The organism is Methylobacterium sp. P3_A11 (assembly GCF_056403155.1).
On the sequence record NZ_JBFUGA010000105.1, the window covers coordinates 1 to 19,956 of the forward strand.

Consider the following 19,956-nt stretch of genomic DNA (forward strand, 5'->3'; position numbering starts at 1 on the left):
GTGCCCCAGCACGCGGTGCGGCGCAACCGGGCCGGCGGCGTCGCGCCGTCCGGCGGCCCGCCGCGCGGGCGCTTCAGGCGCTCTTGTCGCGGCCCGAGATCAGGCGGAGCTGTGCCGTCGGGCGGGCCGCCAGCGCGGCGGCGACCTTGCCCTCGAGCTCGCCCACCCGGAACGGCTTCAGCACGATCCCGTCGGCCCCGACGGTGCCGGCCTCCGTCAGCGCCGTGGTATCGGCGAAGCCGGTGACGAACAGCACCGGCAGCGCCGGCCAGCGCTTCCGGATCTCCACCGCCGTCTCGGCCCCGTTCATGCCGGGCATGGCGAAATCCATCACCACGAGGTCGACGCCCGGGTCCGCCTCGAGGGCGGCCAGGGCCTGGAGGCCGGAGGCCGCCTCGCGCACGGCGTAGCCGGCCTCGACCAGGCGGGTCGTGGTCACCTCGCGCACCTCGGGGTCGTCGTCGACCACCAGGAGTTGGGGCTTGTTCCCGGGCGGGCGCGGGCGCGCGGCTTCCATCGGCACCAGGGCGCGGGGCGCCGCCGTCTCCGCGGCCCGCGGCAGATAGACCTTGATCGAGGTGCCCTCGCCGGCAGCCGTGTCGATGCGGATGCCGCCGCCGGACTGCTTGATGAAACCGTAGACCTGGGCGAGCCCGAGACCCGATCCCTTGCCGACCTCCTTGGTGGTGAAGAACGGCTCGAACACCCGGGCGAGGACGTCCGGCGTCATGCCGGTGCCGGTGTCGCTCACCGCCACCATGACGTAGCTGCCGGGCGACGGCTGCTCGGGCCGCGTCGGCGCCCCGGTGACGCTGACGTTGGCGGTCTCGATGGCGAGCCGGCCGCCGACCGCCATCGCGTCGCGGGCGTTGATGGCGAGGTTGAGGATCACGAGTTCGATCTGGGTGGCGTCGACCAGGGCCGGCCACAGGTCGGGCTGGAGCGTCGTCTCGATCCGGACCGCGCCGCCGATGGAACTCTGCAGCAGGTCGCGCATCGAGCCGACCGTCTGGTTCAGGCTGACGGGCGTCGGCTCCAGGCGCTGGCGCCGGGAGAAGGCGAGAAGCTGCGCCGTGAGCCGGGCACCACGCTCGGCGGCTCCGCGCATCATGTCGAGGCGGCGCTTCGAGCGGGCGTCCGAGACGGCGCGCTCCAGGAACTCGATGTTGCCGGCGATGACCGTGAGCAGGTTGTTGAAGTCATGCGCGACGCCGCTCGTGAGCTGCCCGACCGCGTCGAGGCGCTGGGCGAGCCGCAGGGCGTCCTCCGCCCGCTCCCGCTCCACGATCTGAGCCTGCAGGGCGGCGTTCGCCTCGGCGAGTTCCCGGGTGCGCTCGGCGATGCGCACCTCCAGCGTCTCGTTGAGCGCCTGCAGGGCGGCCTCGGCGGCGCGCTTGTCGGCACGCGCCCGCGCCTCCGCCAGCGCCCGGACGATCGTGCGCGGCATCCGGTCGAGGCGCTGCTTGACGACGTAGTCGGTGGCGCCGTTCTTCAGGGCCTCGACGGCCACGTCCTCGCCGAGCGTGCCCGAGCAGAAGATGAACGGGATGTCCGGGCATTGCGCCCGGGCGATGCCGAGGGCGCTTACCCCGTCGAAGGTCGGCAAAACGTAGTCCGCCAGGATCAGGTCGTGCCGGCCGGGCATCGCCGAGCGGGCGAAGTCGTCGCGGGTCATCACCCGCTCGATCTCGATCGGATGCCCGAGCATCTCCAGCTCGGCCTCGATCAGCTCGGCGTCGAGGTCGCTGTCCTCCAGGTGGAGGATGCGCAGCGAGCCCGCGGCGCTTCCGATCACGCGTTCGATGGCCAGCCTCCCCGGAACGGCGGCGGCTCGTTGAGCAGCGCCCAGAACACGCCGATCTCCTTGATCGCCACGAAGAACTCATCGAAGCCCACGGGCTTCACCACGAAGGCGTTCACCCCGAGGTCGTAGGACCGCACCAGGTCGGTCTCCTCGCGGGAGGAGGTCAGCATGACCACGGGGATCTTGCGGGTGGCCGGGTCGCCCTTGATCCTGGCGAGCACCTCCAGCCCGTCGACCTTGGGCAATTTCAGATCGAGCAGGACCACGGCGGGATCCTGGGCCAGCCGCTTCTCGTACGCACCCCGCCGGTAGATGAAGTCGAGGGCCTCGGCGCCGTCGCGGCAGATGACGATCTCGTTGGCGAGCTGGCTCGATTCGAGGGCCGCCAGCGTCAGCTCGATGTCGTTCGGGTTGTCCTCGACCAGGAGGATGGGCTTCAGTCCCGCCATCTCAGTGTGCCTCCTCCCGCAGGGGCAGGGTGAAGTAGAAGGTGGCGCCCCGACCGAGCGTTCCATCGGCCCAGGTCCGTCCGCCGTGGCGCTCGACGATGCGGCGGACGTTGGCGAGGCCGATGCCGGTGCCCTCGAACTCCTCGACCCGGTGCAGGCGCTGGAAGACGCCGAACAGCTTGTCGACATAGGCCATGTCGAAGCCGGCGCCGTTGTCGCGGACGTAGTAGACCGCCTCCCCGTCCCGGGGCGGCAGGCTGCCCACGGCGATCACCGCCTCCCGGGTGTCGCGGGTGTACTTCACGGCGTTCGACAGCAGGTTCTCGAGGACGAGCCGCAGCATCACCGGGTCGCCGTAGGCACGGCCGAGGGGCGCGATCTCCCAGCGGAGGGTCCGGTCGGGCGGGACGTCGCGCAGAACCTTGCGGCGGACCTCCTCGACCAGGGCGTTCATGTCGCCCCAGACCTTGTTCAAGGCGTGCCGGCCCATCTGCGAGAAGGCCAGGAGGCTGTCGACCAGGGTTCCGGCCGAGAAGGCCGCCTCGATGATCGTCTCCACGTAGTGCCGGCCCTTGTCGGACAGGGTGGCCCCCTCGCGGTTCTTGAGCAGGTTCGCGTAGCCGACGATGTGGCGGAAGGGCGCGCGCAGATCGTGGCTGACCGAGTAGGAGAAGGCCTCCAGTTCCTTGTTCGAGCGCTGCAGCTCCTCGCTCATGCTGGCCAGTTCCTCCGCCCGGCGCAGCACGATGCCGAGCACCGAGGCGCGCAGGTCCTTGGCGGCCTCGACCTCCGGAACGGACCAGGGCAGGGAGCGCCCCTTCACGGTTTCCTTCCAGATCTCGAACGACTTGCGCGGGTGCAGCCGGTCCGATCCCCCGGCGGGGTCGGGCTCGACGGCCTTCACAGGGTTGCCGCCCCACTTGACCGTCCGCACGACCTCGGGTCTGAACCAGAGGATGTAGCTCGCGTATTTCTTCGAGACCGAGATCGCGAGCAGGCCGCTCGCCCGCTCGGCGAAGGACGCGGCGGGCGGAAACGCCTCCGACAGGGCTTCGGAGGCGAAGACCTCGTCCGTGTCCGCGCGCTCGGACAGCCAGCGGTACAGGGTGCGCACCTCGGACTCCGTCGGCGTCGCCCCGAGGCGCCGGCAGCGGTCCGCCGTCACCACCGCGGCACCGGACGCGTTCACCAGGGCCAGGACGTCGTCGGGATGGTTGAGCAGGCCGTCGACGAAGCTGTCCTCCTCGGCCATGAAGCCGAGCAGGCGCGCCTGCACGGCGCCGAGCGCCAGCCGCGTCTCGGACTGGGCGGCCCGCTCGCGGGCCGCGAGCTGCAGCGCGAAGATCTGGGTGAGCACGTCACACGCATTGCGCGCCTGGAGCGGCACGCGCTTGGGCTCGCGGTTGTGGCAGGAAATCAGGCCCCAGAGCGCGCCGTCGACCAGGATGGACACTGACATGGAGGCCATCGTGCCCATGTTGCGCATGTACTCGACATGGACCGGCGAGACCGAGCGCAGCACTGACTGGCTGAGGTCGAGGGGCTTGCCCGTCGGCGTCGTGGTCGGCCGGATCGGCACGGGACCATAGCCGGCATCCGGGATGATGCGCAGGCGGTTCCGCCGGTAGAGTTCCCGCGCCTGGACGGGGATGTCGGAGGCGGGGAAGCGCAGGTCGAGGTAGGAGGGCAGCACGCCGTTTCCGGCCTCCGCCAGCACTGTGCCGTGCCAGTCCCGGTCGAACCTGTAGACCAGGGCGCGATCGAGACCCGTGATGTGGCGGATGTCCTCGGCGACGAACTGGCAGAGGTCCTCGACGGTGCGGGCGGTATGCAGGCGCTCCACGAAGGCCCGCAGGCGCGGGGTGAGCACGTCGGCGCCGAAATCGACTGCGGCCGCGTCGATCTCCTCGAGTTCCACCACCACGAGGTCGTCGACCCGATGCGCCGCCACCTCGTAGGCCTGGCGTCCGCCGCCCGACTCCAACGTCACGGTGCGGAGGTAGAGAGCCCCGTCGTGGGGCTCCGCCGCGTCGAGGTAGTGATGCAGCACCGCGGCGAGGTCGGGCAGCGCTGCGTCGAGGATCGTCCCGACCGCCGCCGCCGCGGGCGCGTTCGCGCTGGCCTGGACGATGGCGCGGGACCGGGAATCGAGGCAGAGCAGGAACCCGTGCGGCTGGATGCTGCCGACGACGTGAATGGGCTCGCGATCACAGGCCGTCAGGTCGAGGCTCTGGGCCGCGCCGCTTTGAAAGTTCAAGCCGAGGTTCGCCTTCTCACCGGGTCGGTCGCGGTTGCAGGGCGCCTGTTAGCAGCCGAACTGGTTGGCTCCTATAGTCTAAAAGGACTGGGCTGGGTCGCGCGTCCCGTCCGGCGGCTGGCCACCCCCGGGGCCGGCGACCTGCTCCGGCCCGCCCGCGCGGCACCAGGCCGCACGGCCGGGGGCAGCCCCCGGCCGGTGCGACGGTCGGCATCGGGATCGCGCCCCTGGCGTCACCGCAGCGGACCGGATCAGCCGGCCCGGAAGCATCGATGCGCGAGGCTGCGCAAGGCAACGCCCAGGTCGGCGCTGCGGGCGATGGGATCGATGGCCGTTGTGAACAGACGCAAGATCAGGGCTCTGCGCTGCTGGGAATCGGGGTCGAGGCGGATCTCGATCCGGGCATCGACCGACTCTGCCAAGCGGGCCGAGACCCAGCCGGCCTCCTCGATCCATGCCGTCATCGGCGTCCCGGGCGCCACGCCGTCCGGCAGCACGGCCTGCAGGAGGGCGCTCTCCAGGCCCAGACACGCCAGCGTCACCGAGTACATGGACCCGTCGACCTCGATCCGGGTCGGCTCGCCGACCACGAACCGCTCCGCCCCGCGCGGACGCTCGAAGCACACCAGGAACGCGACGAAGCTGAACAGCATCTCCACGCCCGCCCAGATCAGGTTGAAGAAGTCGATCGGCGCGATCTCCGTGGCTCCGTAGGGGGATGCGAAGGACCACCCGATCGAGCCGGCCGACAGGAGGGCAATCCCTCCGAACCCCGCCGCCATGCGCCAGCGTACGATCGATACCGCGCGGTCACCGCCCTTATCGGTCACCTTGAAGGGCCGACCGAAGGGGCGGATTGCCGCCGAGGCGAGCCTGAGGGTGATCGCCAGGGCGGTCATGATGTGGGTCACCTCCATGAATAGGGTCAGCGTACGCCGGCCTGAGATCCAGCCGCCGTAGACCCAAAGCGCCAGGAGGGCGGGAACGCCGTAGCGCAGGAAGGAGAGGTAGTCCGCCTCGAAGGCCGGGATGTCGAAGATCCAGTAGATCGACGGTGCTGCCAGCCTCAGGACGATGAACGGCTTGCACAACCAGTTCAACACGCCGTGCAGGTAGTGCGGCCGCTTGGCCACGCTGTAAGGCGGGGGATGCTCGAAGCGTAGAGCTACCCCGTCGGCGAGACCTCGCGCCGGAGACCATCGAGGAGCTGATCCGTCTGCTGACGGCGGCCCAGCGCCCGCAGCGTCAGGGCGGCTTGCGCCATGCCTTCGATCCAGACACCGTCCGGTCATCGTTGAAGTCGTAGCCGCCCGGGAGCCTCATGCTGCGCGCGGCAAGGTCGAGGGCGCGGCGCCACGCGACCGGCGCGTCGGCCACGCCGATCTGTGGCCAGAGCTGCGTGTTGAACCGCGTCGGGTTTCCCGGAGGCCGCTCGGTTTGGGTCGGGCGGCCAAGGCTTGGACCTCGACCTGAGCGGGAGGCCCGTCCCCGACAGGTTCGAGCGACCGGCGGTGGCTGTCGCCGTCGACCCATTCCAGCGGGACGTGCGCGACCCCCGCGGACGCGCGCCGCAGCCCGTGGGTCACCTCTGCCGTGCGCAGGTCGATCAACGTTTCGGCGCGAGTCTTGTTGCCGGTCTGCGGGATGGGGGACCCGTTGAGCCACAGACCAACGCCGACTCAGCTTACCGCATCGAGCGTCTGCTGCTGGGTACGAAACGCGAGTTGCTTCAGGGCGACCGCGCACGCATTGGTCACGTGGAGTCGGGCCAGGGCCTCCGCTTTCGCGGCGTCGCGGGCCTGAAACGCTTCGACCAGGGCGTCGATCTCGGCGAGGCTGTGTGGCAGCCGCTCGGCATGCATCAGGGATGTCGCGCGCAGCAGGTTGATCCGTGAGTAGAAGCCGCGAAGGATCTCGCAGACCAGAGCGTTCCCGCAATTGCTGAGCATGACATCGTACAGGACGCCCTTGGCGCGCAGGACGCGATCGGTGTCGCCGCTGCCGGCCGCCTCACGCAGAAGCCGGGCCGCCTGCCCGAACGCGAGGATCGCCGCGTCCGAAGCCTGGATGGCGAATTCGTGCGCCGCGTAGCCCTCCAGGACGGCGCGCAGCGCGTAGAGCTGGCGCGCTTCCTCCACCGAGATCGAAGCCACGACCGGGCCGCGATGCGGGACCGTATGGACGAGCTTCTCGGCTTCCAGCCTGCGCAGAGCCTCGCGGACGGAGGCGCGGCTGACGCCGAGCCCCTCGCACAATTCGCGCTCGATCAGCCGCTCGCCAGGCGCGTAGACGCCCGAGGTGATCGCCTCGCGCACTGCGTCCTCCACCTTTCGACGGAGCGTATCCGGCTGGATGGCCCTGATCTTGTTCATCGCCTGGCGTTCACGGATCGATATCGAGCCGAACGGGTGGCATGGCGCGCCGTCGGGTGGCAAGGCAGGCTGCGAGATGTGCCCCGAGGCCGGCCTGTTGTCGCGCCCGTCGTCCGGTCGGCCGGTTCGGCCGTCAGGCCCGGCGCCGGGCGGCCAGTTCGTCGCGCAGGATCGGAGCGGCCAGCTCCGCGCCGTGCATGCCGATCAGGCTGACGATCTCGAGGACCTCCATGAGTTCTTCCTGGGTCGCGCCGTAACCGAGGGCGTTCTTCATGTGCATCTTCAGGCCCGGCACGTAGAGGTGCGTCGCCGCCGCGTCGAAGGCGCAGTAGACGAATTCCTTCATCTTCGGCGTCAGGACGCCGTGGCGCCAGGGCCAGGCCGAGAAGTCGAGATACCCCTCGAACAGGTCGGGATCGAGTTCGAGGAGACCGTCCCAGAACGTGTGCCAATAGCCCCGGTCGCGGGTGAAATCCGCCTTCAGCTGCTCCTGCCGCGGCGTCAGCGGCGCGGGGCCGCTCCGCTGGCCGGCCTCCTCCAGCACCTCCAGCAGCAGCGGCACGCCGATGTTGCAGGCGTGGATGCCGAGGGTCGCCGTCAGCGCCAGGACCTCCATGATTTCGTCGGCCGTCGCGCCGGCGTCGAGGGCGTTGCGGATCTGGCGGCGAACGCCGGGCGCGTACAGGTGGGTCGCTGCCGCCGCGGCCGAGAGCGCGATCAGGGCGCGGTCCTTCGCGCCGAGATAATTCTTGCGGACCGGGACCGTCGCCAACCGAGCCCAGGCGTCGAGGAAGCCGGGCGACAGATCGGCCAGCGCGACCTGCGCCTCGTCCCAGTAACCGAGCTGCTCCGCGACGGCGTGCCGGAGGGCTTCCGGGTTCGGCGCGGTCCCGGTCATGCCGTGGCTCCGGCGTAATCGGCCTCGACCACCTCGTCCTGCCAGTCGGTCTTGCCGAGCGAGATCGCCGTGTGGAGCAGGTAGCTGTCGGCGGCCGCGCCATGCCAGTGCCGCTCGTCCGCGGGGATCCAGACGGTGTCGCCCGCCCGGATCGGCTGCGCCGGCTGGCCCGCGACGCAGATCCAGCCCTTGCCGGCGGTCACCTGCAGGATCTGGCCCTGCGCGTGCGTGTGCCAGAAGGTCCGCGCACCCGGGGTGAAGAAGACGTTGTTGATGGTGACGCCGCCCGTCGACGGCATCACCGGGTCGGCCCAGACCTGTCCGGTGAAGGTCGCCCCGCGGCTCTCGGATTTCGCGCTCTTCTCGCGGCCGTGGAAGATCTGCATCGTATCCTCTCAGTTCTCGTGGAGCCGGACGCCGCCGGAAATGTCGCCGATGGCATCGACGACGCGGTTGGAGATGACGTCGCCGTAGCCGAGCGCCGTGGCGAGGCCGAAGCTCGCCATCGGGCCGGACGCGTTGAGTGAGGCGACCCCGAGTTCGTGCAGGAGATCGGCGTAGAGCACGACGTCCTTGGTCATCAGCCTGCCGGTCAGGCCGCCTTCCAGGTAATCGCCGTCCACGATCTTCGGAAAACGGTTCAGCGTCGCGAAGTTGACGCCGCTGGAGGCGTTCAGCACCTTCAGGAGCCGGTGCAGGTCGAGCCCGGCCTTCTTGCCCGCGACCATGACCTCCGCGGTGGCGGCGAGGCTGACGGCGTTCAGGAAGTTGTTGAGCAGCTTGGTCGTGTGGCCTGCCCCGGAGCCGCCCATGACGACGACCGTCCGGGCGATCGGCGCGAACACCCAGCCGAGCCGGTCGATCACCGCCGGATCGCCGCCGACCATCAGGGTCAGCGTGCCCGTCTCGGCCGCCGCCGCGCCGCCCGAGATGCCCGCGTCCACGTAGGCGACGCCGCGCTCGGCCAGGGCGGCGGCGATGCGGCGCGTCGAGCTCGCCGCCGCCGTGCTGAGATCGACGACGATCTGCCCGTCCCGGCATCTAGCGAGGATGCCGCCGTCGCCGAGGACGACGCGCTCGACCACCTTGCTGTCGGGCAGGGACATCAGGATCACGTCGGCCTCTCCGACGACCGCGCCCGCGGAGGCGGCGGCCGTCGCGCCCCAGCGGGAAGCGGCCTCCCGGTCTGTGTCGAAGCCGACGACCGCGATGCCCGCCCCGGTCAGGCGTCGCGTCATGCGGCCGCCCATGTTGCCGAGCCCGATGAAGCCGATCCGATTCCCGTTCATGCTGCGTCCTCCGCGCGGCGGCCGGCTCAGTGGCCGGTGCCGAAATCGACGTCCTTGGTCTCGGGGCCGATCAGCGCGCCCACGGTGCCGATCACGCCGCCGATCATCAGCAGGACCACGGGCGTCAGCGCGAGCGGCATCAGCGCGCTCAGCCAGTCCATGTAGAAGGCGTAGAAGGACGGGATCACCACCGAGAGGCTGAACCCGATGCCGAAGCCGGTGGCGCGGACATCCGTGGCGAAGCGCTCGTTGATGTAGGTGACGATCACGCCCCAGGGCGACGTCACGATGACCGCCAGGACGCTGACCAGCAGCACGCGGGTCCCGAACGCCATCTCGGGCGTGACGGTCAGCGTGTAGAGGATCCACGCGCCGACGGTCGCGATCAGCGGGCCGGCAATGACGAAGAAGCGTCGGCGGCCGATCAGCTGGCCCAGCAGGCCGGAGCCGATATAGCTGAAGAACAGGATCGTGTAGCAGATCATCAGCGTCGCGGTCAGCGCGAAGCCGTTGAGGTGCAGGGTCTTCACCAGCAATCCGGTCGGCATGTAGATGGTGATGATGTTCTGGGTCATCCAGAATCCGGTCATCAGCAGCAGGACTTGCAGGAGATCGCGGCCGCCCTTCCCGGACAGCAGCCCCGACATGGGCGACGTCTCGGCCTGGACTGCCCCGGCGGCGGCCTCCTTCTTCCAGACCTCCGATTCCGAGACCTTGTGGACGTAGTAGAGGGCGAGCAGGCCGGCCAGCGCCGCGCCGACGATGAAGGGGATCCGCCAGCCCCAGACCGTATAGGGCGACCCGGGTCCGTTGAGCGGGAACAGGTAGAACATCAGCATCGTGATAAGGTTGATGCTGACATAGGCGGCCGGAAAGCCCGCGATGATCAGTCCGCCGACGAAGCCGCGCTTGTCCTTCTTCGAATACTCGATGGCGAGCGGCATCGCCCCCGTGTAGCCGCCGCCGAGGAAGATGCCGTCGAGGAACCGCAGCAGGACCAGCAGGATGTACGAGGCGAGGCCGAGCGTCTCGTAGCCGGGCAGCAGGCCGATCAGCAGCGTGATCACGCCGAAGCCCGCCACCGAGTAGATCGAGGCGGCCCGGCGCCCGACCCTGTCGGCAATGAGACCGAAGATCAGGGCGCCGATCGGGCGGCCGAGCAAGGTGGTGATGAAGACCAGCGACGCCAGGACCGTCTCCACCTGAGGGGACAGGTTCTTCGGCTGGAACATGAACATCACCGGCGCCAGCGCGACCACCGGCAGGTAGATGTCGAACATGTCGATGTATTCGGAGAAGAACGCACCCCGGATAGCGCTCCGACGCCTCTCCTCGATCGACTGGGACGCGGGCGAGACCGCTCCCGCCGAATCCGTTGCCAAGGCTGCCGACGTGACCGTCATGGCGTCTCCCTCCCTGTGATCGTGCCGCGCATTTTTTTGACTGCGTCGGTGCTGGAGGCGCGGGCTTGCGCCCGCGCATCGGTCCGCGGGATCAGCGTCCGCCGGCCTGCTCCGCGTCCCACGAGGCGATCGCCGCGGATGCGGTCCGGAAGGCGGCGAGCGCCGCCGGGGCGCCGCAATAGACGAGTGCCTGCATCAGCACCGCCTGGATCTCGTCCTTCGTCACGCCGTTGTTGAGGGCGCCTTTGACGTGGACCGCGAGTTCGTGGTGCTGGTTCATCGCGGTCAGCATCGCGATGTTGAGCATGCTGCGGGTCTTGAACGGCAGCGTCTTGTCGCCCCAGACCGCGCCCCAGCAATATTCGGTCACCAGCTGTTGGACCGGGCGATTGAACGCGTCGGCGTTGGCCCAGGATTTTTCCACGTGGGCGGCACCGAGGACGGTCTTCCGGTTCTCGAAACCCTTGCCGAATAGCTCGCTCTCGTCGGACATATCGTTCTCCTGATCGTGGCCGACGCGCGAAGCCGCCGGCCGTCGTGCGCGGGCCGAGAGGCCGGCGCTGGTCAATCGAGGCCGAAGCCGATCATCGCCTTGGTCTCGAGGTATTCGAGGAGGCCCGCCTCGCCCCATTCCCGGCCGTTGCCGGACTGGCGGTAGCCGCCGAAGGGCGCGTGGACGTCCGGGGGCGGATAATTGATGTGGACCTGCCCGCCGATCAGCCGCCGCGCCACCGCGCGCGCCCGGTCGCGGTCCCGCCCCTGCACGTAGGCGGCGAGCCCGTAGCGCGACCCGTTGGCGATCGCCACCGCGTCGTCCTCGCTGTCGTAGGCGAGGATCGACAGGACCGGGCCGAAGATCTCCTCGCGCGCGATGGTCATGTCGGGGGTCACGTCGGCGAACACGGTCGGGCGGACGTAGAAGCCGTGGGCGAGGTGGTCCGGCCGCTCCGGGCCGCCGGCGACGAGCCGCGCGCCCTCCGCGATGCCGGTGCGGATCAACCCCACGACCCGCTCGTACTGGCTGCGATTGACCACCGGGCCGAGGTCGGTCTCGGGATCCGCGGTCGGGCCGAGCCTGAAACCGGACGCGGCCTCGGCCGCGATGGCGGCCGCCTCGTCCATGCGCGCCCTGGGCACGAGCATCCGCGTCGGGATGGAGCAGGACTGGCCGGAATTGGTGCAGCAGGCCGCGACGCCGCGCCGGACCGCCTGTTCGAAGTCGACGTCCTCGAGCAGGATGTTGGCGGACTTGCCGCCGAGCTCCTGCGCGACACGCTTGATGGTCGGGGCCGCCGCCCGGGCGATCTCGATCCCGGCGCGGGTCGATCCGGTGAACGAGACCATGTCGATCCCCGGATGTGCGGCGATCGCGGCGCCGACGCCGGGGCCGTCCCCGTTCACGAGGTTGAACACGCCCGGCGGCACGCCCGCGTCGTGCAGGACCTGCGCGAACAGCATCGCGCTGACGGCCGAGTACTCGCTGGGCTTCAGTACCATCGTGCAGCCGGCCGCGAGCGCCGGGGCGATCTTCACGACGATCTGGTTGATCGGCCAGTTCCACGGCGTGATCAGGCCGCAGACGCCGATCGGCTCGCGCCGGATCCGGGTGGTGCCGCGATCTTCTTCGAAGGCGAAGCGCTCCATCACCTCGATCAGCGCGCTGAGGTGCGCCGGCCCCCGCGCCGCCTGACCCTTGCGGGCGAAACCGATGGGCGAGCCCATCTCCTGCCGGATCGTCTCGGCGAAGGTCTCGAACCGCTCCTCGAAGAGCGCGAGGATCCGGCGCAGCAGCGCGACGCGCGCGGCGGGCGCCGTCTCCGAGAAGGCCGGGAAGGCGGCGCGGGCCGAGCGGACGGCCCGGTCGACGTCCTCGGCATTGCCGAGCGCGAGGGTGCCGAACGCCGTCTCGGTGGCGGGATCGATCAGCGGGAACGGCCGGCCCGCGGCCGGCTCGACCCAGGCTCCGTCGATGTAGAAGCGGCTCAGATCCGGGAGCGCCATCGTCTCATGCCCCCTTGGCCAGCAGGCGGTACATCTCGGTGTGGTCGGCCGTGGGCTCGACCACCCCGGCGATCGCGTGCCAGGTCTCGATGCAGTGCCGGCCGAACCCGAGCGGGTAGTCGACAGACTCGGCCAGGGCACCGGCGATGCCGAGATCCTTGTCCATCAGTTTCAGCGAGAAGCCCGAGGCGAAACTGCCGCTGAGCATGAACTGCTTCACCTTGTTCTCGGAGGTGTTGCTGCGCCCGGACGAGGCGTTGAGCACATCGGTCATGGCCTCCGGCGCGATCCCGAAGCGCTGCGCCACGTGCAGCGCCTCGACGGTGGCGAGCAGGCCCGCGGCGGAGACGAAGTTGTTCAGCGCCTTGGCGGCATGGCCCGCTCCCGCCGGGCCGATATGCAGGACGGAGGTGCCCATCACTTCCAGCACCGGCCGCCAGCGGGCGAGGAGATCCGCCTCGCCGCCGACGAGGATCGCGAGCGTGCCGTCCACCGCCCGCCGCACGCCGCCCGAGACCGGCGCATCGAGATAGCCGAGCCCTTTTCCGGCAAGCCGCTCGCCGAGGGCGCGGGACCGCACCGGCTCCGACGAGCTCATGTCGATCACGGTGGCGCCGGCCGTGAGCGCGTCGGCCCAGCCCCCATCGAGCAGCACCGCCTCGACGATGGCCGAGTTCGGCAGCATCGTGATCAGCAGGTCGAGCCCGGCCGCGTTCTCCCGCGTCAGGGTCGTCGCGCCAAGGTCCCGGCCGAGCGCGTCGGTCCGGGCCGCATCCGCGTCGAGCAGGCGGAGCGCGTGCCCCGCCTTGGCGAGGCACCGGCTCATGGGGTCGCCCATCATGCCGAGACCGATGAAGCCGATGGTTCTCTGTTCCATGCCGTGACTGTCCTTCTGGGCGACCACCGGACGGGTCCGGCGTCGCGTGTCCCCGTCAGCGCAGGGCAGAGAAGTCCGTGGGGGTGAGGAAGGTGTTCTCGATCCGGGCGACGATCGGCCGGTCCTTCTCGGTCTCGGCGCGGGCGGCGATCCAGTCCGGATCGGCCTGGAACGCGTTCCAGCGAGCCTCGCGCTGCGCCATGTCGTCCCACTTGAGCAGGTAGGTGAGCGCGTGGTTGTCGGGACCGACGAGTGTGGTCCAGAAGCCGATCTGCTCGATGCCGTATTTCTGGAAGAAGCCGAGCGTCGTGGAGCGGAACCGCTCCAGCAGGKCCGGCAAGCGGGTCGGGGCGCAGTAGTAGACGCGCATCTCGACGATCATGGAATCCTCCGGTCAGGTGGTCGGTGAAGCGGTCGGGGGCAGGTCGACGCGCGCGATCCAGCCGGCGACGTCGTCGGCTGCCGGCGGGTAGATCGCGAGAACCTGCGGATCGTGTCCCGGGATGATGTGATCCTCGGACTCGGCCAGACGCCGGACAGTCCGGTAGCCCTCGAACATGTCGCCGACGTTGTAGACGATCGGATAGGCGAGCCGGCGTCCGATATTGGCGTAGAAGTGCGCGGCGTCGGAGGCCAGCACGACCCAGCCGCGCGCGGTCCGGACCCGGACGATCTGCAGGCCGTCCGAGTGGCCGCCGACCCGGTGAAGGGTGATCCCCGGATAGAGCGTGTCGGTCGTCTCGCGGAAGCGGACGCGGTCATCGAACAGCCGGTCCACCATCACTTTCACGTCCTCGGCGGCGAAGGGGTGGCGGACCTCCGGGTGACACATGCACCGGCCGGTGCAGAAGGCCATCTCGCGTTCCTGGACATGGAAGCGGGCCTTCGGAAACAGGTCGTGGTTGCCGGCATGGTCGTAGTGCAGATGGGTCAGGACGACGTCCTCGACCTGCAGTGGGTCGATGCCGATCCGGGCCAAGCCCTCCTCGACCGGCCGCACGATGTCGCGGCCCCGCTTCGTCGCCATCGCCCGGTCGAAGCCCGTGTCGACGACGATCGTCCTGCCGCCGCCGACCACGACCCAGACGAAGTAATCAATCGGCATCGGGCCATCGTGGATGTCCCCGCCGATGAAGTTTTCGCGGGCCATACGGTGATGATGCGCGTACTTGATCGCGTAGATCTTGTAGATCTCTGCGTCCATGCGGGCGTTTCCTTCAGGCGGCCGGTTGACCCGGCTCTTCCTCGCGGATGCATCTCATCCGCGAGCAGAATGGAGCACATCGTCCGACAATCTGTCAATCAGGCAAAATCGGGTCTACCCCCGCCGATCAGGCCGGCACGCTCGGGCGGCGCATCGCGAAGCCGAACACCCAGAGGGACAGGCCGAGATTGATCGCCGCCACAGCCAGCATCACCTCCAGCAGCGGCAGGAGGCCGAACGCTTCGGCGATGTAGCCGCAGGCCAGGGGCGTGATCGCCTGGCCGAGGAGCGGGAGGCGGGCGAGCCGGCCCATCGCGGCCGCGTATTCGCCCTGTCCGTAGAGCGCCAGCGGCAGCGTGCCCCGAACGACGGTGCGCATGCCGTTGCCAGCGCCATAGAGCAGCATCGCGAGCCACGCCAGGGACGGGATCGTCGCCAGCAGCAGGAGCCCCAGCCCGACGCTGGCGCTCGACAGCAGCAGGGACCAGGCCGGATGGGCGCGGCGCCCGAAGGCGAGTTCGACGACGCGCACGCCCACTTGGGCGGGACCGATCAGGCCGGTCAGGGCCACCGCAGCGGTCCCGCCGACGCCCAGGATCTGGAGCAGGTTGAGCAGTTGCACCGAGGCGGCGGTCATGATCATCGCCGCCATCGTGAAGGTCACGGCGAGGAGGCGCTCGGCCGGCAGGCGCGCGGCTCCGGCCGAGCCGGCCGGCTCGTAGGGCCGGGGCGCCACCGCCGGCTCGACCGCGACCCGGCGCAGGGACGGGAGCGCCCAGGCGAAGAGCGGTACCACCACGGCGCCGCACAGAATCGCGTAGGTGAGGCAGGCTCCGCGCCAGCCGACGTGATCGACCAGGACGCGCGTCGCGGGCCAGCACAGTGACACAGCGAAGCCCGACGAGATCGCGATCTGGGTCATCGCCCCGCGCGCGGCACCGCCATAGGCCTGGCCGATCGCCGCGAAGAGCGGGTCGTAGAGGCTCGCCGACATGCCGAGGCCGGCGATCACCCAGGCGATCAGGAAGACCGGCAGGCTCTGCGCGGCCGCCATCAGAGCCAGACCTGCGGCGACGATCAGGGCGCCGACCACCAGGACCGGCCGTCCGCCGCGATGCCGGATCATGCGGCCGACGAAGGGCGCCGGAAGGCTAGAGACGAAGATCGCCAGCGAGAGTGCGCCCACCACCATCGCCTGCGGCCAGCCGGTATCCGCCACGATCGGGTCCGAGACGACCGCGGTGAGGAAGAACGTGCCGCCCCACAGGATGATCTGCGTCACGCCGAGGGCGGCATTGCCGGTGAGCGTCGGACGCGACGGCGTCTCGGGCGGCTCGGAACTGCGCGCGGTTGGGGCGCCGGGCACGATGATGACGTCTCCGCTTGGTCGCGTTCGAGGCTGCAGGGCTCTGAGCTTCACTAGCGCGGAGCCGTGCTCTGCAGCCCCGCAATCCTTGATCTGCAGCCGTGCACGGGCCTCGGAGGCCAAAGCCGGCCGGCCTGGGAGCGCTCTTCGCCGACGCGGTCACCGGTTCGGCGCGAGAACGGGTCAAACAAAGGGTTAAGGGCCGCGACGGATCCTCCGGCCACGGTCCACGACAGCGACGCCATCGTCACAGAATGAGGCGCGGGTCCCCTCGCCCGAGCGGGAGAGGCGGCCTGTCGCGCCCGTCCAGGCCGTCGGCCTGACTGTCGTGTCCCGGCTCCTCCGGCAGGAACCGCGCGACCGCGTCGTGGATCGTCGCGACGATCTCCGCTTCCCGACGCACGAAGTCGTCGAGCAGACCGGACACCGCGACCGCCAGAGGGCGGCCCTTGCCGTCGATGCGCCTGGGCAGCGGCACCGCGATCGAGCCGGCGCCCGGCGTGACGAGGCCGCGGGAGAAGAAGTGCCCATCCCGCCGCAGCCGCGCCAGGTTGGCCAGAACGGCCGCGAGCGCGATCGGCGGCTGTTCCGGCGGGGCCTCCGCGTTCGTGCGGCGGACCAGCGGGCCGATCTCGGCCTCGGGGCTGTCGGCGAGGAGCGCGGTGCCGGTCGCCGACCAGATGACGAGGCGGCGCGTGCCGGGCGGGACGTGGAAGCGCATGGCGGTGCGCGCCTGCAGGACGTGGACGTATTGCGAGAAGATCGCGTTGCGCGCGGCGAGGATCACTGTGCCGCCCGCGCGCTCCGACAGGTGCTCGAGCATCCGCACGAGGCTGCCGTCGCGCACCGGCCCCTTGTCGAGCCACGCGCCCAGGAGCGCCACCCGGGGCGACGGCAGGAAGCTGCGGCTCGCCGGGTCGTAGTCGAGGTAGCCGAGGCGGACGAGGCTCTTCAGCAGCACCGACGTCGAGGATTGCGGGACGTTCAGCCGGGTCGCGATCTCGGAGACGCGCGCCTCGCGCTGGATCTCGTCGAACAGCTCCAGGATCTGCAGTACCCGTCCGGCGGACTTCACCAGGGTCAGATCCGAGCCGGCCGGATCGGCCCCGACGGTCAGGTCCGTGCACGCATGGCCCGCGTCGATCGCGCCGGATGTCCGGCCGCGCTCACCCACGCCCGAACCCGCGGGACCGTGTTCCCGGGATCGGCACCGCTCGCCCCCCGGGTCGAACCGACCCCTTTCGTCCGCGACAGGGTTCGTGGTGTTCGCGGCGCATGGTCGGCGCATCCCCCGGTGGCGGCGGCATGAGCCTGCGTCGCCGCGTGGCGGCAGTATAGCGCCGGAGCGATCGCGGCCTTCCATCACACATGTGATATTCTTCAACAGATGGGCGATGGCGGTTGAAGCCGGATCCGCCCTCTGCCCTACTCTCCGCGTGCCGGATTGGCCTGACCGACCGGCACCGGAGACCGCGCGACACATGCGGCCCTGTCCGGGAGGAATGCCGATGCCGATCCGCCTCGCGGCCGTCGCCGCGCGCCTCCTCGCCGCCGCGCTGATGCTACCGGTCGTCGGGGGAGCGGTGCGCGCCGAGACGACGTCCGTCCGCATCGGCCTGCAATACGGCCTCGTCTACCTGCCGGTGATGATCGCGCAGAGCGAAGGCCTGTTCGACAAGCGCGCCAAGGCGGCGGGGCTCGACGGGTTGTCGGTCACGCTGACCCGCTTCAGCGGCTCGACGGCGATGAACGACGCGCTGCTCTCCGACAGCGTCGAGCTCGGCACCCTCGGCTCCGCCGGCGCCCTGATCGCCTGGGACAAGACCCGCGGGCGCCAGCAGATCAAGAGCCTCACCGCCCTGAGCTCGGTCGTCTACACGCTGTTCACCGGCAAGCCCGGCGTCACCGCGCTCAAGGACTTCACCTTCGGCGACAAGATCGCGGTCCCGGCCTTCAACTCGCCCCAGGCGATCCTGCTGCGGATCGCGGCGGCGCAGCAGCTCGGCGATGCCGCCAAGGCCGACGCGCTGATGGTGAGCCTGCCGCATCCGGACGCCACCGCGGCCATGCGGGCCGGCCAGGGCATCGCCGGCTACTTCTCGACGCCGCCGTTCACGCAGGTCCTGCGCGCGGACCCCAAGCTGCGCGCGATCATGACCTCCACCGGCCTGATCGGCGACGGCGACATCACCGCCGCGACGCTGAACGCCAAGCAGGGCTTCGTCGATGCGAATCCGAAGGTCGCGCAGGCGATCCTGGCCGGGATGGAGGATGCGGTGGCGCTGATCCGCAGCGATCCGAAACGCGCGGCGGCGATCTATCTCGCCTCCGAGCAGGTTCAGATCGATCGCGCCCAGGTCGAGGCGATCCTCACCGACGGGACCATCGTCTACGACGTGGCGCCGAAGGGCATGGTCAACCTCGCCAAGGCGATGGCGACGCAGGGCTTCCTGCGGAAGGTGCCGAGCGACTGGCAGGAGATCTTCTTTCCCGGCCTCCAGGGCCGCGACGGGAGCTGAGCGGCGCGATCCGGCGCCACCCGCACGATCGGCCGAGTACACAACCCCGATGCAGAGTTTCCGCTTCAATGCCGAGCCGCTTCCGGCCGAGGCCGAGGCCGCCCGCGCTTCCGTCCGCGCCTTCCTGGACGCCGAGCTGGCGGCCGGGCATTTCGTGCCGCACCGGACCTCCTGGACGACCTTCGACGCCGCCTTCAGCCGGCGCGCGGGGGCGGCCGGGTTCATCGGCCTGACCCTGCCGGAAAGCTATGGCGGTCACGCCCGCTCCGGCCTGGTCCGCTTCGTCGTCACGGAGGAGATGCTGGCCGCCGGCGCCCCCTGCGGCGCGCACTGGATCGCCGACCGCCAATCCGGACCGCAGATCCTGCGGCACGGCACCGAGGCGGCCAAGCGGGCGATCCTGCCGCGCATCTGCCGGGGCGACTGCGCCTTCGGCATCGGCATGAGCGAGCCGAATTCCGGCTCGGACCTCGCCGCGGTGCGGACGCGCGCGGTGCGCGACGGCGACGGCTGGGTGATCAACGGCTCCAAGATCTGGACGACGAACGCCCATCAGGTCGATTACCTGCTGGCCCTCGTCCGGACGGGGGAGCCCGGGCCGGACCGGCACGGCGGCCTGACCCAGTTCATCGTCGACATGGCGGCCCCCGGGGTGACGGTGCGGCCGATCCTCGACCTGTCGGGCCACCACGAGTTCAACGAGGTGTTCTTCACCGATTACCGCGTCGCCGACGCGATGCGGGTCGGCGCCGAGGGCGCGGGCTGGGGTCTCGTCACGGAGGAACTCGCCTTCGAGCGCTCGGGGCCGGACCGTTTCCTGTCGGATTACCGGCTGCTCGTCGAACTCATCGACCGGATCGGGCCGGAACCGGACCGGTTCCAGGCGGTCGAGACCGGGCGGATGGTGGCGCAGCTCACCGCGCTGCTGGGCATGTCGGCCTCGGTGGCCCGCCTCCTCGACCGGGGCATCGTGCCGGGCGTCGAGGCGGCTCTGGTCAAGGACGTCGGCAACAGCTTCGAGCGCGCGGTGCCGGAGATCGCCCGGCGGCTCGTGCCGGTCGAGCCGAGCCTCACGGCGCAGGGCGACGCCTTCCGCGAGGCGCTGGGCGGCGTGACCCTGCGGGCGCCGTCCTTCACGCTGCGCGGCGGCACCCGTGAGGTCCTGCGCGGCGTCATCGCCCGGGGGCTGGGGCTGCGATGAGCGGGACCGAACACGCGGCGGACGGTGCCGGCGACGAGCTTGCCAGGATCGTCCTGGATCAGGTCGAGCGGCTGCTCGCCCAGAACCTCACGCCGACGCTGCTGTCGGCCTGCGACGGGGCCACGGATGCGGACGCCTGGCCCGGCGATCTCTGGACGGCGCTCGCCGCGGGCGGCCTGCCGCTGGCGCTGGTGCCCGAGGCGGAGGGCGGGATCGGCCTCCCGGCCGCCACCGTCGCGCGGCTGATCCGACGCTGCGGCCAGGCCGCCCTGCCCCTGCCGCTGCCCGAGACGATCGTCGGCGCGGCGCTCTGGGC

At 70.4% G+C, this 19,956-nt stretch carries 18 protein-coding genes and 1 pseudogene; 3 read left to right on the plus strand and 16 right to left on the minus strand.

Translation table 11 applies throughout. The features are described from left to right. Positions 1-73: 73 nt before the first annotated feature. The 16 genes from AC1DXK_RS24995 to AC1DXK_RS25070 form a co-directional block, all read right to left on the minus strand. Complete coding sequence (locus AC1DXK_RS24995) at positions 74-1,795, minus strand: hybrid sensor histidine kinase/response regulator (protein WP_457106936.1); 1,722 nt, start codon at positions 1,793-1,795, stop codon at positions 74-76. Continuing rightward, positions 1,792-2,253 carry a response regulator gene (locus tag AC1DXK_RS25000; RefSeq protein WP_457106935.1) on the minus strand — a complete coding sequence of 154 codons (462 nt, stop codon included), beginning with the start codon at positions 2,251-2,253 and terminating at the stop codon, positions 1,792-1,794. The genes AC1DXK_RS24995 and AC1DXK_RS25000 overlap by 4 nt, the downstream gene beginning before the upstream one ends. Position 2,254: 1 nt before the next feature. Beyond that, positions 2,255-4,510 (minus strand): ATP-binding protein, encoded by a 2,256-nt coding sequence (locus tag AC1DXK_RS25005; RefSeq protein ID WP_457106934.1) that lies wholly within the window; start codon positions 4,508-4,510, stop codon positions 2,255-2,257. Between the two features lie 251 nt (positions 4,511-4,761). Continuing rightward, positions 4,762-5,643, minus strand: a complete 882-nt coding sequence (locus tag AC1DXK_RS25010) for a hypothetical protein (RefSeq protein ID WP_457106933.1) — start codon at positions 5,641-5,643, stop codon at positions 4,762-4,764. 546 nt (positions 5,644-6,189) lie between these two features. Beyond that, positions 6,190-6,882 carry a GntR family transcriptional regulator gene (locus AC1DXK_RS25015; RefSeq protein ID WP_457106932.1) on the minus strand — a complete coding sequence of 231 codons (693 nt, stop codon included), beginning with the start codon at positions 6,880-6,882 and terminating at the stop codon, positions 6,190-6,192. Positions 6,883-7,015: 133 nt separating this feature from the next. Further along, positions 7,016-7,780 (minus strand): carboxymuconolactone decarboxylase family protein, encoded by a 765-nt coding sequence (locus AC1DXK_RS25020; protein ID WP_457106931.1) that lies wholly within the window; start codon positions 7,778-7,780, stop codon positions 7,016-7,018. Beyond that, positions 7,777-8,166, minus strand: coding sequence for a cupin domain-containing protein (locus tag AC1DXK_RS25025; protein ID WP_457106930.1), 390 nt, complete (start codon positions 8,164-8,166; stop codon positions 7,777-7,779). The genes AC1DXK_RS25020 and AC1DXK_RS25025 overlap by 4 nt, the downstream gene beginning before the upstream one ends. A gap of 9 nt (positions 8,167-8,175) precedes the next feature. After that, on the minus strand, positions 8,176-9,099 hold the full coding sequence (locus AC1DXK_RS25030) for an NAD(P)-dependent oxidoreductase (RefSeq protein ID WP_457106966.1): 924 nt from the start codon (positions 9,097-9,099) through the stop codon (positions 8,176-8,178). Next, a complete protein-coding gene (locus AC1DXK_RS25035) occupies positions 9,096-10,472 on the minus strand; it encodes an MFS transporter (protein WP_457106929.1) in 1,377 nt (458 codons plus the stop codon). The genes AC1DXK_RS25030 and AC1DXK_RS25035 overlap by 4 nt, the downstream gene beginning before the upstream one ends. Before the next feature lie 91 nt (positions 10,473-10,563). After that, positions 10,564-10,965, minus strand: a complete 402-nt coding sequence (locus AC1DXK_RS25040) for a carboxymuconolactone decarboxylase family protein (RefSeq protein ID WP_457106928.1) — start codon at positions 10,963-10,965, stop codon at positions 10,564-10,566. A gap of 71 nt (positions 10,966-11,036) precedes the next feature. Then, on the minus strand, positions 11,037-12,473 hold the full coding sequence (locus AC1DXK_RS25045; protein WP_457106927.1) for an aldehyde dehydrogenase family protein: 1,437 nt from the start codon (positions 12,471-12,473) through the stop codon (positions 11,037-11,039). Positions 12,474-12,477: 4 nt separating this feature from the next. After that, positions 12,478-13,350 (minus strand): NAD(P)-dependent oxidoreductase, encoded by an 873-nt coding sequence (locus AC1DXK_RS25050; RefSeq protein WP_457106926.1) that lies wholly within the window; start codon positions 13,348-13,350, stop codon positions 12,478-12,480. Between the two features lie 55 nt (positions 13,351-13,405). Further along, on the minus strand, positions 13,406-13,732 hold the full coding sequence (locus AC1DXK_RS25055; RefSeq protein WP_477299384.1) for an NIPSNAP family protein: 327 nt from the start codon (positions 13,730-13,732) through the stop codon (positions 13,406-13,408). Positions 13,733-13,744: 12 nt separating this feature from the next. Continuing rightward, positions 13,745-14,554: an N-acyl homoserine lactonase family protein gene (locus AC1DXK_RS25060; protein ID WP_457106925.1), complete on the minus strand. Its 810-nt coding sequence runs from the start codon at positions 14,552-14,554 to the stop codon at positions 13,745-13,747. A 127-nt stretch (positions 14,555-14,681) separates the two neighbouring features. Continuing rightward, a complete protein-coding gene (locus AC1DXK_RS25065; protein ID WP_457106924.1) occupies positions 14,682-15,920 on the minus strand; it encodes an MFS transporter in 1,239 nt (412 codons plus the stop codon). Positions 15,921-16,167: 247 nt separating this feature from the next. Next, positions 16,168-17,094, minus strand: a complete 927-nt coding sequence (locus AC1DXK_RS25070) for an IclR family transcriptional regulator (protein ID WP_457106923.1) — start codon at positions 17,092-17,094, stop codon at positions 16,168-16,170. Between the two features lie 334 nt (positions 17,095-17,428). On the opposite strand from AC1DXK_RS25070, the gene AC1DXK_RS25075 reads away from it, so the two are divergent. The 3 genes and pseudogenes from AC1DXK_RS25075 to AC1DXK_RS25085 form a co-directional block, all read left to right on the plus strand. Beyond that, positions 17,429-18,439, plus strand: coding sequence for an ABC transporter substrate-binding protein (locus tag AC1DXK_RS25075; protein ID WP_457106922.1), 1,011 nt, complete (start codon positions 17,429-17,431; stop codon positions 18,437-18,439). A gap of 49 nt (positions 18,440-18,488) precedes the next feature. Beyond that, a complete protein-coding gene (locus AC1DXK_RS25080) occupies positions 18,489-19,640 on the plus strand; it encodes an acyl-CoA dehydrogenase family protein (RefSeq protein WP_457106921.1) in 1,152 nt (383 codons plus the stop codon). After that, positions 19,637-19,956 (plus strand): annotated as a pseudogene (locus tag AC1DXK_RS25085) (acyl-CoA dehydrogenase family protein); the annotation flags it as partial. The gene AC1DXK_RS25080 and the pseudogene AC1DXK_RS25085, both read left to right, overlap by 4 nt.

What these genes read in the sequence shown, in the direction of transcription:
- AC1DXK_RS25000 (WP_457106935.1), bottom strand. Translation starts at nt 2,253, where the DNA reads ATGGCGGGACTGAAGCCCATCCTCCTGGTCGAGGACAACCCGAACGAC.
- AC1DXK_RS25015 (WP_457106932.1), bottom strand. Translation starts at nt 6,882, where the DNA reads ATGAACAAGATCAGGGCCATCCAGCCGGATACGCTCCGTCGAAAGGTG.
- AC1DXK_RS25020 (WP_457106931.1), bottom strand. Translation starts at nt 7,780, where the DNA reads ATGACCGGGACCGCGCCGAACCCGGAAGCCCTCCGGCACGCCGTCGCG.
- AC1DXK_RS25025 (WP_457106930.1), bottom strand. Translation starts at nt 8,166, where the DNA reads ATGCAGATCTTCCACGGCCGCGAGAAGAGCGCGAAATCCGAGAGCCGC.
- AC1DXK_RS25035 (WP_457106929.1), bottom strand. Translation starts at nt 10,472, where the DNA reads ATGACGGTCACGTCGGCAGCCTTGGCAACGGATTCGGCGGGAGCGGTC.
- AC1DXK_RS25040 (WP_457106928.1), bottom strand. Translation starts at nt 10,965, where the DNA reads ATGTCCGACGAGAGCGAGCTATTCGGCAAGGGTTTCGAGAACCGGAAG.
- AC1DXK_RS25045 (WP_457106927.1), bottom strand. Translation starts at nt 12,473, where the DNA reads ATGGCGCTCCCGGATCTGAGCCGCTTCTACATCGACGGAGCCTGGGTC.
- AC1DXK_RS25050 (WP_457106926.1), bottom strand. Translation starts at nt 13,350, where the DNA reads ATGGAACAGAGAACCATCGGCTTCATCGGTCTCGGCATGATGGGCGAC.
- AC1DXK_RS25060 (WP_457106925.1), bottom strand. Translation starts at nt 14,554, where the DNA reads ATGGACGCAGAGATCTACAAGATCTACGCGATCAAGTACGCGCATCAT.
- AC1DXK_RS25075 (WP_457106922.1), top strand. Translation starts at nt 17,429, where the DNA reads ATGCCGATCCGCCTCGCGGCCGTCGCCGCGCGCCTCCTCGCCGCCGCG.
- AC1DXK_RS25080 (WP_457106921.1), top strand. Translation starts at nt 18,489, where the DNA reads ATGCAGAGTTTCCGCTTCAATGCCGAGCCGCTTCCGGCCGAGGCCGAG.